Here is a 13,485-nt window from a genome sequence, read left to right as displayed (position 1 = left end):
TTCCGGTCGTAACGGGTGAGGGCCCGATCAGCGGGCACACGATCCGGAAAGCGAGCAACCCATGACGAGCAGCCATTCCGCAGCCCGGCGGCAGCCTAAACTCGCCGCATGACGGCGCACCTGGCGGAGGCGGCCGATCGGAGCCGCTTCGCCGCCGACACCGAGCGGTTCCGCCGGGAACTGCTGGCGCACTGCTACCGCATGGTCGGCTCGGCCCACGACGCCGAAGACCTGGTCCAGGAGACATACCTGCGCGCCTGGCGCTCCTACGCCGCTTTCGAGGGCCGCGCCTCGGTTCGGACCTGGCTGTACAAGATCGCCACCAATGTCTGCCTGTCGGCGCTCGAGCCACGCCGCATCCGAATCCTGCCCTCGGGCCTGGGCGGCCCCGACGACGGGTCCGAGGGAGCGCCGAGTCGCGTTGCGCCGGGCGAGGTTTCGTGGCTCGAACCATGCCCCGGCGGCTGGATCGGCCCGGCCGCGGACGATCCGGCCGCCGCGGTGGTCGCCCGCGAGTCACTTCGCCTGGCTCTCATCGCGAGCCTCCAGCATCTCCCCGCCCGCCAGCGCGCCATTCTCATCCTGCGCGAGGTCCTGTCCTTCTCCGCCGCCGAGACCGCCGAAATCCTGGGCACCACAACCGCGGCAGTCAAGAGCGGCCTGCAGCGGGCCCGCGTCCGGCTGAACGAATTGCCCTCGGGGCCAGAGGAATTGCTCGAACCGTCCGATCAGCGGGCGCGGGCGCTGCTCGACGGCTACATCACCGCCTTCGAGCACGCCGATGCCGCTCTCCTGGAACGGGTGCTGCGCGCCGACGCGACGCTGGAGGCGACCGGGTTCCGCGATTGGCAGGCGGGCCTGGTGAATTGCATCCGCATGCTCGACGCCTACGTGATGGGCCGGCCCGGCGACTGGCGGATGCTACCCACCACGGCCAACGGCCAGCCAGCCGCCATCGAGTATCACCGGGACACCGATGGCGTGCTCCGCGGCCACGGCATCGTGGTCCTGGCTCCGACCACCGCCGGTGTCCGCGGTGTCATCTCGTTCCACGACCCGGCGCTGGTCGCATTGTTCGGATTCCCCGAGGTGCTTACGGAGTGAGTCGGTAGAAAAGGGTTCTCGCCGATCGCTACTGCCGAGATTCGCGAATCCCTCACGGTGCAAATGCATTTCATGCTCGATGGGTGGATAGGGATACCCGTAATTCGAGCCGATAAACCATCGACATAACTTTTGAATTGCGACCGCACAAATCGGACAAACATCACTTGCCGACCAGCGCCGTTCGTGGCAACGTATACGAGGGTTTGGCTCAGTTCAACTCACGACGAGGAGTTTCGAAATGAGTAGCGAACTTACGTGCGATGCCTCACTCGAGAACGCCTTCGACTTTCTGCAGCTTCAGCCCGAAAACTCCGCTGTGTTCGGCGCGGTCAATTCCCGGAAGCGGTCGCTGCATATCGTTCTCGCTGCTCCACCGTATTTCGACATCCCACCGGTCGGCTACGGCGGTATCGAGGCTGTGGTCGCCACGCTGGCCGATGAGCTGGTCGATCAGGGTCACCGCGTCACGCTGCTCGGCGCCGGCCACGCCGGTACGAAGGCCCGATTCGTCCGGGTCTGGGACGAGATCCAGTCCAAGCGGCTCGGCGAGCCGTACCCGGAGATCGTCAATGCCATGAAGACCTGGCAGATCATCGAGGCACTGCACGCCGAGGACCCGGTGGACGTCGTGCACGATCACACCTTCGCCGGCCCGGCCAACGCGGCCGCGTACCGGGGGCTCGGGATTCCCACCGTCGTCACCGTGCACGGTCCGGTCGACCCGGAGATGCACGAGTACTACCAATCGCTCGATCACAGTGTGCGGCTCGTGGCGATCAGTGACCGGCAGCGCGCGCTCGCGCCGGATCTGAACTGGATCGGCCGCGTGCACAATGCGATCCGCCCCTCGGAATGGCCATTCCGCACCGAAAAGCTCGACTACGCCCTGTTCCTGGGCCGCTACGCGCCCTACAAGGGACCCCACCTGGCACTCCGCGCCGCACACTCCGCCGGTGTACGCCTGGTCCTGGCGGGCAAGCTCAACGAGCCGCCCGAGCACGAGTTCTTCGACAACTACATCGAGCCGCTGCTCACCGAGAGCGATGATGTGTTCGGCGAGGCCGACGCGACCGCGAAACGCCATCTTCTCGCCGGCGCGCGCTGCCTTTTGTTCCCGATTCGGTGGGAAGAACCGTTCGGCATTGTCATGATCGAAGCCATGGTCTGTGGCACACCGGTGATCGCGCTGCGTGGCGGTGCGGTGGAAGAGGTCGTCGAACATGGCGTGACCGGATGGATCTGCGACGATCCCGACGAACTACCCGGATACATCGCCCGCGCCGATGAGATCGACCCCTATGCTTGCCGGGAGCGTGTCGAAAGGCTGTTCGCCACGGACCTGTTCGCGCAGGGCTACGAGGCGGCCTATCACCGGGCGATCGAGATGGCGGCGGAACGGGCGTCGCGAACCGCCGTCCGGATGCGGGTACCCGCAGGGACTCCGATCCTCACCAGCCCTGCGCCGGGCGGTCGCCCGTGAGCGTATTCAATGCCGGCCCACCTGTTTTCATCGAGGGTGGCGCCGGCGTGATCACCCTCGTCGAGGCCGGAACCTTCTGCCTGTCCGACCGACTCGGGGACCTCCACCCCGGCACCGCCCACGGTTTGTACTACCGGGACACGCGCATCCTGACCCGATGGGAGCTGCGCGTGGACGGTCTTCCGCCGGAACAGCTTTCGGTGGTGGTGCGCGAACCCTTCCGGGCGCGATTCGTCGCCCGGAAACCGCCACCGCACGGTGTCGCCGACGCGACGGTGCTGATCCAGCGCCGTCGCGTCGTGGGTGAGGGAATGCAGGAGATCATCAGCGTGCTCAATCTCGGCGACGAGGACACCGCCCTGACCGTGGTTCTCGATGCCGAGGCGGACTTCGCGGACCTGTTCGCGGTCAAGGAGGGCCGCGCGGGCGGCGGCGGCAGCGAGTCGGCCGCCACCGACCAGGCGCTGCGCTTCACCGACCGCAGTCAGCAGGGGCGTGGCATCATCATCACCGCCAGCGAGGACCCCGAGGTGCAACCCGGATCGCTGACCTGGCAGGTGCTGGTCCCGGCAAAGGGCAGCTGGCAGACGGTGGTGCACTGCCAGCCGATCAACGACCATCGGGCCGTCCCGATGAACTTCGACGACAACGACGAATACAGCCCGGCGGACAAGATCCGGCGCTGGCGTGCCTCGACCACCACCCTCACCGCGAGCGGCGCCGGCCTCAACCTCATCCTGCAGCGCACCGAGACCGATCTCGGCGCGCTGCGCCTCGACGATCCCGCCGACGGCACCTCCTATGTGGCCGCCGGCGCGCCCTGGTTCATGGCCCTGTTCGGCCGCGACAGTCTGCTCACCTCGTGGATGGCGCTGCTGCTGGATTCGGACCTGGCCCTGGGCACACTGCGCCAGCTGGCGAAACTCCAAGGCACCGAGTCGAATCCGCTCACCGAGGAGGAGCCCGGCCGCATCATGCACGAGCGGCGCTACGGTCCCGGCAGTGATCGGGTGCTCGGCGGCACCGTGTACTACGGCACCGCCGACGCGACTCCGCTGTTCGTGATGCTGCTCGCCGAATGCCGTCGCTGGGGTATCGGCGCCGCGGCCGTACAGGAGTTGCTGCCGGCCGCCGACGCGGCGCTGGCCTGGATCGACAACGACGCCGACCTCGACGGCGACGGCTTCGTCGAGTACCGGCGCAAGACCGACCGCGGCCTCGCCAACCAGGGGTGGAAGGACAGCTGGGACGCGATCGGATTCGCCGACGGCCGCCTCGCCGAGCCGCCGATCGCCCTGTGCGAGGTGCAGGGCTACGTCTACGCGGCCCGGATCGGCCGCGCCGAATTGGCCGAGGAGGCCGGCGACCACGCCCTCGCCGAGCGGCTGCGCACACAGGCCGCCGACCTCAAAGCCCGTTTCGACGAGACGTTCTGGATGCCGAAGAGCAGCTGCTACGCCCTGGCGCTGGACAGCTCGAAGCAGCCGGTCGATGTCGGATCGAGCAATCCCGGCCACTGCCTGTGGACCGGTATCGTGCCCGACGAACGCGCGGCCGAACTGATCGAGCGCCTGGGCGCGGCGGACCTGAACAGCGGATTCGGATTGCGCACGCTGTCTTCCACCGCGCGCCACTTCAATCCCATGGGTTATCACACCGGTTCGGTGTGGCCGCACGATACGGCCATCGCGGTGGCCGGTCTGATGCGCTACGGTCACATCCCCGGCGCGCTGGACCTGAGTGTGAAACTCGCGAGCGGACTGCTCGAGGCCATCCTGGAATTCGGGGCCCGGCCGCCCGAACTGTTCTGCGGCTTCGCGCGCTCCGATTTCAGCTCCCCGGTGCCGTACCCCACCTCGTGCTCGCCGCAGGCGTGGGCGAGCGCGGCGCCCCTGCTGCTCATGCGCTCGTTCCTGGGGCTGATGCCCGACGTCCCCGGGCGCACCCTCACCATCGCGCCGCGCCTGCCCGACCGGGCGGGCATCATCCGGCTTTCGGACCTCCGTCTGGGTCCGGCGACGGTGTCCATCGAGGCGTGCGGCACCGACGCGAAAGTCCAGGGGCTGCCATCGGATTGGCAGCTGAACCGGAAATAGCGACAGGCGGTGCCGGCCGATGCCGCAGCGGAAGGAAACGCTGATGACGATGCCTCCCAGGACCTGCGCGGGCACCGGGCGTGGCGATCGGATGCGGAACGCGCCTGAGCATCAGGACCGCCGGCCGTGGTCGGCAGCCGGATCCCTCCGTCGGGCGTGGTGGTGAGCACCGCGGCCGACCGCGCCGACAGCGATTCCGGGCGGGAGCTGTCGGCGTACAACAGTGTGGCGCAGTTGCGAAACGACATCTGGTGGCACATCGCCGATACCGCGCGGCGGCTGGCGGTGCTCGGCCCGGACGCGGGTACCGAGGTGGCGGAACTGGAGCGCTACCTTGCCGACGCCGACCTGCTCGAGCCATACCACAGTTACCCCGGCGGCCGGCTGGTGGCGCGGGCGCACGAGCTGGCCGGGACGGGCGCGTACGCCGAACTGACCCGGCTGGCCGAGACCATCGGCCGGGGGCTCGTCGGCGGCGCGGCGCTCGCAGCCGCGGCGAATGTCGGCGATCGGGCGCCCGGCGTGCCGGGCGAGGGGTCGGCGGCCACCGACCCCCGGCCGAACTTCGACATTCTGGTGGTCGCCGATCTTTCCGACCGCGAGGACCAACGGCTGCGCGAGGAAATCCGGGCCATCCGCCGGCCGGAGGACGAGGCCGTCTACGACGTCGTGGTCGCGCCCAGCGTCGAGGACGCGGTGGTGGCGGCCCTGGTGAATTCGCGGATCCAAGCCGTCGTCGTCCGCTCCGACTTCCGGACCCGGTCGATGCGCGATCGCACCCTGCTGGACCGGCTCGTCCCACCGGTCGAGTCCGCGGACTTCGACCGGCTCGACACCGCGGCCCGGGTCTCGTCGGTCGCGCGCGAATTGCGTTCCCTGCGACCGGAACTCGACCTCTACCTGGTCGACAACGCGTCGATCGAACTGCTGGCCGCCCAACTCGGGCAGCGCTTCGACTCGGTGTTCCTACTGCAGGAGGACGTGCTGGATCTGCATCTGACGATCCTGCGCGGGGTGGCGCGGCGCCGGCGGACCCCGTTCTTCTCCGCGCTGACCGCCTACGCGCGGAAACCGACCGGCGTCTTCCACGCCATGCCGATCTCGCGCGGCAACTCGGTGGTGAACTCGCCGTGGATCCGGGATATGGGCGAGTTCTACGGGCTGAACATCTTCCTGGCCGAGACCTCGTCCACCGCCGGTGGTCTCGATTCGCTGCTGGAACCGCACGGCCCGATCCGGGAGGCGCAGGAACTTGCGGCGCGGGCGTTCGGGGCGCGCCGGACCTACTTCGTCACCAACGGCACCTCGACCGCCAACAAGATCGTCACCCAGGCCCTGGTGGCGCCCGGGGATGTCGTGCTGGTCGACCGCAACTGCCACAAATCGCACCACTACGCCCAGGTGCTGGCCGGGTCCCGGGTGGCCTACCTGGACAGCTACACACTCGACCGGTACTCCATGTACGGCGCGATTCCGCTGGCCGACATCAAGCGGACCCTGCTGACGTACCGCGCCGCGGGCCGCCTCGATCAGGTGCGGATGATCTCCCTGACGAACTGCACGTTCGACGGCGTGGTCTACGACGTCGAACGGGTCATGACCGAATGCCTGGCCATCAAGCCGGATCTGGTCTTCCTCTGGGACGAGGCCTGGTTCGCGTTCGCCCGATTCCATCCGGTGTACCGCCGGCGGACGGCGATGAACGTCGCGGCCACCCTCGCACAGCGCTTCCGGACCCCGGAGTACCGGGCCGAATTCGAAAGCCGCAGTGCCGAACTCGCCGGCCGCCCGGACGACGATCTGGTGCACGAACCACTGCTGCCGGACCCCGACCGCGTGCGCATTCGCGTCTACGCCACCCAGTCCACCCACAAGACGCTGACCGCGCTGCGGCAGGGGTCGATGATCCATGTGTTCGATGACGACTTCGCCGGGCGCGCCGAGGGCGCCTTCCGCGAGGCGTACATGACGCACACCTCGACCTCGCCGAACTACCAGATCCTGGCGTCGCTGGACGTGGGGCGCCGGCAGGTCGAACTCGAGGGCTTCGATCTGGTCGCGCGGCAGGTGGAGCTGGCGATGACCCTGCGGGACCGCATCGCCGAACATCCGCTGCTGTCGAGGTACTTCCGTGTCCTGGGCAGCGAGGACCTGATCCCGGAACGGTACCGGCGCAGCCGCGGCTGCCCACTGCACGCCGGTCCGGTGGCGATGGACGAGGCTTGGCACACCGACGAATTCGTGCTCGACCCGTGCCGGCTCACCCTCGAGATCGGGGCGACCGGGATCGACGGGGACACGTTCAAACACGACCAGCTGATGGATCGCTGGGGCGTCCAGGTCAACAAGACGACCCGCAACACCGTGCTGGCCATGACGAACATCGGCACCACCCGAACATCCGTCGCGTATCTGCTGCGCGCCCTGGTCGGTATCGCGGAGGGGCTGGAGGACGAGGCGAGCCAGCGGGGCCCGGCGGCCGGACGGGAATTCGAACGCCGCGTGCACGCGCTCACCCACGAACATCCGCCGCTGCCGAACTTCTCCCGATTCAACGACGCGTTCCGGACCGACCCGGGCGGGGCGGCGCCGGACGGGGATATGCGCACCGCGTTCTACCTGGCCTACGACGACGACCGATGCGAGTATCTGCCCGCCGACCAGGTCCGCGAGCGGCTCGGCGCCGGACAGCCGGTGGTATCGGCCACCTTCGTCACTCCGTATCCGCCGGGATTCCCGGTGCTGGTCCCCGGCCAGGAGTTCAGCACCGACATCCTCGACTTCATGGACGCCCTGGACACCAAGGAGATCCACGGCTTGGACCCGGGCCGCGGGTACCGGGTGTTCACCGCCGCTGCGCTGGCGGCGGTGACAGCCGTGACGACCTAGGTGTGTTCTCTCGATCGCAACCTCGACTACCGGGGCCGGCTCAGGCTCGCCAGTACGGCCTTCCCCGCTTGCTCACCCGATGCGGCCGCGTCGGCGAGCGACGGTAGATCGAGCTGATAATCGCCGGCGAGGTATATCGATCCGAGCGGATTCCGCAATGTCGGAAGCGAGTTCCTCCGGCCGGGCGCCCAGAACGGGACGACCCGATGGTGCTTCCGCACAACACCGTCGCCCAGCTTCCCGTCCAGCTCGGGGAATACGGTGAGCAGGTCCTTCGCGAATCGCGACAGGATTTCCTCGTCGGGCAGGTCCAGCAACGCGTCGGCCTGAGCCCCGCCGGCGAAACAGGCCAGTGCCCCGCCCGGCTTCCGATCGCCACCGCTGCGCATCGCCGCGGCATGGTTGAACATCGCTTGGAACGACAACTGAGGCGTCGAGACACCGAAGAAGTCGTCCCAGCGCTGCGGCCCCACTTCCTCGGTGAAGAACCCGACCACTACGTACCGGCCGTACGTGATGTCGTTGAATGCGACGCGGTACCGCTGCGGGAGGTCCGGAATGATCTGCTCGGCGATATCGCCCGGCGCGGTCACGATCGCGCGCTCGGCCCGCAGCCTCGCCGGACGGTCACCGTCGAGGTAGTCGACGACGACGCCGTCGCCGTCCTGGCGTACCGATCGCACCGCCGAGTTCAACCGGATCCGACTGCCGAGGTCTTCCGTCAGTACGTCGGTCAAAGTCTGGTTGCCACCGACCGGCAGCGAGAAGTTCGGAATTTTCTCCGGGTCGGCCAACGCGATAGCCACGGACGTGACGAACTGGGTCGCGGCCGTCTCCTCCGCCTCGCATCCCATCCACTGCGCCGACCATGACCGGACGACCTCGCCGGCCAGCTCGGAGCGGACGCCCTGCAGTAGATACGACGCCAGCTTGGTGTCGAGCTTGGCGCGAACCCTTCGCGCGATTCGGCTCTGCGACTCCAGGAACGGCATGACGGCGAGAATGCGCGCACCGACGATGGCCATGCCGAGACGATCCATCATCGTCATCTTCGTACGGAACATGAGCGCGAGGGGATTCGCGGTGTCGACCAGCCCGCCATTGAGGTACAGCGCGATGCTTTTGCCTGCGAGCGAACCCATCTCGATGCTGTGCCTGTGCAGGGCATCGATCAGTGCGCCGGTGCCTTCGGTGAACTGAGTGCCGACGTTGATCCAGTAGTCGCCCTTACGGACGGTGTCGACTCGTCCGCCCGTGCGATCGGTGGACTCGAGGACAACCACATCGGTCTGCGGCGCCAGCGTGGTCGCTGCCATCAATCCCGCCATCCCAGCGCCGACGACAACTACCTCTGCGGTCTCTTCGTGCGCAGTCATATCAACTCCTGACTCTCGATTGGTTCGACCACCTCGGTGTCGTGGTGTTTGCGAACTGCCTGCGGCGCACAACTACCTGCCACGCCCTCACAGGGCCGGTGGTTTATCGAATTCGAATCGATATCGAGTTTAGAAGGCTCGCCGTTGCGCTGTCAACACGTGTTTCATCCCGGCCGACGCCACGCACGCCCGGATGACCCGAGTCGATACGGTGATCACCGAACTCGGCAGGCGCAGTACGGAATTCGCCACTTTGTGGCAGGCGTTTCAGTTCAGGGTCCGATCGCGGTGCGGAGGCTGGACCTCGGCACCGGCGCAAAGCGCCCGCGATCGACGCGAAATTCGTTGCGGACCATGGGATGAGCCGGGAGGAGATCCGGCAGATGGTCGATTGCCTCGGCGGGCTGTGAACATGAAAAAGGGCGGTTTTGGTCGAAACTGCTCCAAAACCGCCCACTGGTTGTGTCCGGAGGGGGACTTGAACCCCCACGCCCTAATACGGGCACTAGCACCTCAAGCTAGCGCGTCTGCCATTCCGCCACCCGGACCGGTGATGCTCAGCAAGGTTATCGGATCGGACCGCCTGGACCAAATCGGTCGATGTCCTGCGCGTTCACCGAGGATTCGGAGGCGGTGGGAGTGGTTGCCGCCGGGCCGGTTCGCGACCCGGCAGGCCACCCCCCGATCTCAAGCCTTCAGCGCCTCCAGCAGCGCGGCACGCTGCCGGGAACCCAGGCCGCCGATACGGCGGTCCGCGGGGATCTCGGCCTCGTCCATCAGCTTGGCCGCCTTGACCGGGCCGATGCCCGGGAGCGCCTTGATGACCGCCGCCACCTTCGTCTTCTTGACCAGGTCCTCCTTGTCCGCGCGCTTGAGCACCTCGGCGAGGCTGACCGACCCCTTCTTGACCTGCGCGATGAGTTCCGAGCGGGCCTTACGAACCGCCGCGGCCTTCGCCAGCGCCTCGGAGCGTTGTTCGGGGGTCATGGTGGGCAGAGCCATATGTCCTTACCTTTCACTCGTTCGCTGGTACGTCGCCGACGATTCAACATGACACCAGGCCCTCCGCAAGTACGACACACCGCGTGGACGTGGCCGCCACGTCGATCGACCGGCGAAATCGGTACACCGGGCACCGGTCGGACGCCCGGACAGATGCCGGTCATGCGACCAGGAGTTTGCTGGATCGCGGAGCTGGCAAATCCGGGACGCAGAACGTGGCATCGGTACTACGGTAGCCCCGAATATCACCGGGCACCGGCGGAAGGCGGGGCAGATGAAGGGGTCGTTTTCGTACGCCGAGCCGGGCACGACCGAACCAACGCTGGCGGACCGATACGACAGCGCAGACCCCGTGACCTGGAACGGAGCGCAGGTCTACCCCCTGCACTCGGAGGGTCTCGGCGGCTCCCCCACCACGGTCCGGCTGACTCTGCGCAGCGCCGCCCCGCGCCCCGGCGTGCGCAGCCTGGGCATCGGACTCGCCGTGGAGCACGGACATGTGTTGCTGGAAGGCCGCCGGCTCAGGGGGGTTGACGTCTGGAGTGATGCCATGTCGGGTGGCATCGAGCTACAGGTGTGCCCTGCCGAGACCGATGCCGCCATCACCCTCACCCCGGTCTGGGTGGACGACACCGAGGCCACCGTCTCCTGGACGGGTAACTACGGCATCCTCATCGCCCGCGAACCCGCCATGACGGTCCTGCACTGCAGCACCGGCGTCGGCCCACCCGACTTCGGCGAACTGGTCGTGGAACTCACCACCGCCCCCACCTCGCCGCCCCCGCCCACCGATGCCAGCCGATACCAGAACGCGCTCTACGAGCTGGGAGTGGCCATGCAGCGCCGCGGCGACGAGGAGCAGGCCTGCCAACTATGGACGCAGGCAGCCGAATTCGGTCATCCGGGCGCAGCCTACGACCTCGGCGTCTTCCGCTATCGCCGGGGCGATTTCACCGAGGCCGAGCACTGGTGGCGCGCCGCCGCGACCCAGGGTGACGCCCGGGCCATGGCCGGTCTCGCCGAACTCCTCGATCGCCGCGGCAATCCCCATGAAGCCAGGGCGTGGCGGGCGGCCAGTACCGCGGACGATCAGTACCCGTGACGCACTTCGTCAGGCGGACTTGTAGCGGCGCAGGTACTCCCCCGTCAGCGAGGCCGGGTCGGTGAGCAGTTCGGCGGGAGTACCGGTGAACACGACCTGGCCGCCGTCCTTGCCACCGTCGGGCCCGAGGTCGATGACCCAGTCCGCGTGTGCGACCACGTCCAGGTTGTGCTCGATCACCACGACCGTGTTCCCGCGCTCGACCAGGTTGTCCATGAGCGCGAGCAGGGTGTCGACATCGGACATGTGCAGGCCTGTGGTGGGTTCGTCGAGAACGTAGACCGTGCCGGTGTTCTGCAGCTGCGTCGCGAGTTTGATGCGCTGGCGTTCGCCGCCGGAGAGGGTACTCATGGCCTGGCCCAGGCTCAGGTAGTCGAGGCCGACCTCGTTCATGGTGCGCAACTTGGCATTCAGTGTCTTCTCGGGGAAGAACTCCACGGCCGCCTCGGCGGAGAGCTCGAGGACGTCGGCAATCGACTTGCCGCGCAGGGTGAGTGCGAGGACTCGATCGGAAAACCGCCGCCCGTCACAGGATTCACAGTGGGTGGTGACCGGGTCCATGTAGGCGATCTCGGTGATGATGACGCCGCGGCCGCCGCATTCGGTGCAGGCGCCGTCGGAGTTGAAGCTGAACAGACCGGCCGGTTCGCCGGTCGCCTTGGCGAACAGCTTGCGGATCGGATCCATGAGCCCGAGGTAGGTGGCGGGTGTGGACCGGGAGGACGCGGCGATGGCGGACTGGTCCACGAAGACCGATTCCGGGTAGCGGACCAGGAATTCGTCGCGGATGAGGCTGCTCTTGCCCGAGCCGGCGACACCGGTGATGGCGGTCAGGATGCCGGTCGGAATGGCGACGGTGACATCTTTCAGGTTGTGCGCGTTGGCATTCGCCACCGTCAGCGTGCCGGTCGCGGACCGGAAGTTCTCCTTGACCCGGAAGACGCGGCGCAATCCCGCGCCGGTGGGGGTGTCGGCTTGCCGCAACTCGGCGAAACTGCCGGTGAAGACGACCTCGCCGCCGTGGACGCCCGCGCGCGGACCGACGTCCACGATGTGGTCGGCGATCTGGATGACATCCGGATCGTGCTCGACGACCAGGACGGTATTGCCCTTGTCCCGCAGCGCCTCCAGCATGTGGTTGAGCCGCCCGACATCGCGCGGGTGCAGGCCGACGCTGGGTTCGTCGAAGATGTAGGTCATCCCGACCAGCGTGCTGCCCAGATGCTTGATCATCTTCAGGCGCTGGCCCTCACCGCCGGACAGGGTCGAGGTGGCACGGTCCAGGCTCAGGTAGCCCAGCCCGATGGCGGCGACGCGTTCGAGCGCGACCCGGGTGGCCGCGGCCAGTGGGACAGCGGCCGGGTCGTCGATCTCGCCGAGGACCTCGATCAGATCGGTGATCTGCAGCTGCGCCCAGTCGGCGATATTGCGTCCATTGATGGCGGTGGCCAAGGCCTTCGGATTCAGTCGCGCCCCTTGGCAGGCCGGGCATACTCCCTCGGTGAGGAAGCGCTGGATCTGCTCGCGGGTCTTCTCCGACAGCCCCGAGGTGTCGCGCTTGAGCCGGGTGCGGGTGAATTTGTCGACCAGGCCTTCGTAATTGGCTTTCCAGGTGCCCTTCGCGAAAGACAATTCCACTTTGCCGCCGGTGCCGTGTAGCAGGTCGCGCCATTCCGCGTCGTCGTAGTCGGCGAGTTTCTTGTCCGGGTCGAATCGGCCGGAGTTGGCATACAGCTGCCAATCGCCGCTGCCGACGGTGTAGCCGGGTACCAGTAGTGCGCCCTCGTTGAGCGATTTGGTGCGGTCCACGAGTTTGCCCGGGTCGGCGGTGATGGCCACGCCGAGTCCGTCGCACTCGGTGCACATGCCCTGCGGGGTGTTGAAGGAGTAGTCGTAGACCAATCCCGTGGACGGAGAACCGAAGCGCGCGAACAGAGCTCGGATCAGGGCGTAGATGTCGGTCATGGTGCCGACCGTGGAACGCGGCCCGCCACCGACCGCCTTCTGATCGATGATGACCGGCGCGGTGAGGTTCTCGATGGCCTCGGCGTGCGGGCGTTCGTAGCGCGGCAGGAAATTCAGGACGAAGGCCGGGAAGGTGGCGTAGAGCTGCCGCTGGGATTCGATGGCGATGGTGTCGAAAACGATCGAGGACTTGCCGGATCCGGAGACCCCGGTGAAGACGGTGATCTTGTTCTTGGGAATGTCGATCGAGACGTTGCGCAGATTGTGCTCGCGGGCGCCGAGGATCCGAATTGTTTCGGTGGAGGCCAGGGACATGTCCCCCACCATGCCAGGTCGCCCCCCCTCGATGTGCGGGGAAATGTGATGCAAATCACGGTGATTCGGATCGAATCTCCGGGTCCAGCCCCGATTGCCGAACGGTCGCACCCATCTACAGTGGCGGTCGATCGCGCGGCCGACACCGCCGCG

At 67.3% G+C, this 13,485-nt stretch carries 8 protein-coding genes and 1 tRNA gene; 5 read left to right on the top strand and 4 right to left on the bottom strand.

The window, feature by feature from the left end; all coding sequences use genetic code 11:
- Nucleotides 1–108: 108 nt before the first annotated feature.
- The 4 genes from ACFXKA_RS23270 (at nucleotide 109) to ACFXKA_RS23255 (ending at nucleotide 7,572) form a co-directional block, all read left to right on the top strand.
- Nucleotides 109–1,104 (top strand): RNA polymerase subunit sigma-70, encoded by a 996-nt coding sequence (locus tag ACFXKA_RS23270; RefSeq protein WP_379428864.1) that lies wholly within the window; start codon nucleotides 109–111, stop codon nucleotides 1,102–1,104.
- Between the two features lie 241 nt (nucleotides 1,105–1,345).
- Nucleotides 1,346–2,587, top strand: coding sequence for a glycosyltransferase family 4 protein (locus ACFXKA_RS23265; RefSeq protein ID WP_354832577.1), 1,242 nt, complete (start codon nucleotides 1,346–1,348; stop codon nucleotides 2,585–2,587).
- Nucleotides 2,584–4,683 carry a glycogen debranching N-terminal domain-containing protein gene (locus ACFXKA_RS23260; RefSeq protein ID WP_379428863.1) on the top strand — a complete coding sequence of 700 codons (2,100 nt, stop codon included), beginning with the start codon at nucleotides 2,584–2,586 and terminating at the stop codon, nucleotides 4,681–4,683. The genes ACFXKA_RS23265 and ACFXKA_RS23260 overlap by 4 nt, the downstream gene beginning before the upstream one ends.
- A gap of 126 nt (nucleotides 4,684–4,809) precedes the next feature.
- Nucleotides 4,810–7,572 (top strand): aminotransferase class I/II-fold pyridoxal phosphate-dependent enzyme, encoded by a 2,763-nt coding sequence (locus tag ACFXKA_RS23255; protein ID WP_379428862.1) that lies wholly within the window; start codon nucleotides 4,810–4,812, stop codon nucleotides 7,570–7,572.
- 26 nt (nucleotides 7,573–7,598) lie between these two features.
- Here the strand turns inward: ACFXKA_RS23255 and ACFXKA_RS23250 are convergent, their stop codons facing one another.
- The 3 genes from ACFXKA_RS23250 to mihF all read right to left on the bottom strand — a co-directional run bounded on the left by ACFXKA_RS23250 (nucleotide 7,599) and on the right by mihF (nucleotide 9,950).
- Complete coding sequence (locus ACFXKA_RS23250; RefSeq protein WP_379428861.1) at nucleotides 7,599–8,948, bottom strand: flavin monoamine oxidase family protein; 1,350 nt, start codon at nucleotides 8,946–8,948, stop codon at nucleotides 7,599–7,601.
- Between the two features lie 463 nt (nucleotides 8,949–9,411).
- Nucleotides 9,412–9,496, bottom strand: a tRNA-Leu gene (locus ACFXKA_RS23245).
- Nucleotides 9,497–9,635: 139 nt separating this feature from the next.
- Complete coding sequence (gene mihF / locus ACFXKA_RS23240) at nucleotides 9,636–9,950, bottom strand: integration host factor, actinobacterial type (RefSeq protein WP_354832585.1); 315 nt, start codon at nucleotides 9,948–9,950, stop codon at nucleotides 9,636–9,638.
- Nucleotides 9,951–10,224: 274 nt separating this feature from the next.
- Between mihF and ACFXKA_RS23235 the strand changes: the two genes are divergently transcribed.
- The gene (locus ACFXKA_RS23235) at nucleotides 10,225–11,052 is read left to right on the top strand and encodes a tetratricopeptide repeat protein (protein WP_379428860.1); all 828 of its coding nucleotides are present in this window, start codon (nucleotides 10,225–10,227) and stop codon (nucleotides 11,050–11,052) included.
- Nucleotides 11,053–11,061: 9 nt separating this feature from the next.
- Here ACFXKA_RS23235 and ACFXKA_RS23230 read toward each other — a convergent pair whose 3' ends face one another.
- Complete coding sequence (locus tag ACFXKA_RS23230; RefSeq protein ID WP_379428859.1) at nucleotides 11,062–13,332, bottom strand: ATP-binding cassette domain-containing protein; 2,271 nt, start codon at nucleotides 13,330–13,332, stop codon at nucleotides 11,062–11,064.
- Nucleotides 13,333–13,485 lie beyond the last annotated feature (153 nt).

This window comes from Nocardia sp. NPDC059228, assembly GCF_042754245.1.
In the GTDB taxonomy this organism is placed as follows: domain Bacteria; phylum Actinomycetota; class Actinomycetes; order Mycobacteriales; family Mycobacteriaceae; genus Nocardia.
The sequence above is the reverse complement of the archived record's forward strand: the minus strand, read 5'-3'. Positions and strand labels throughout refer to the sequence as shown.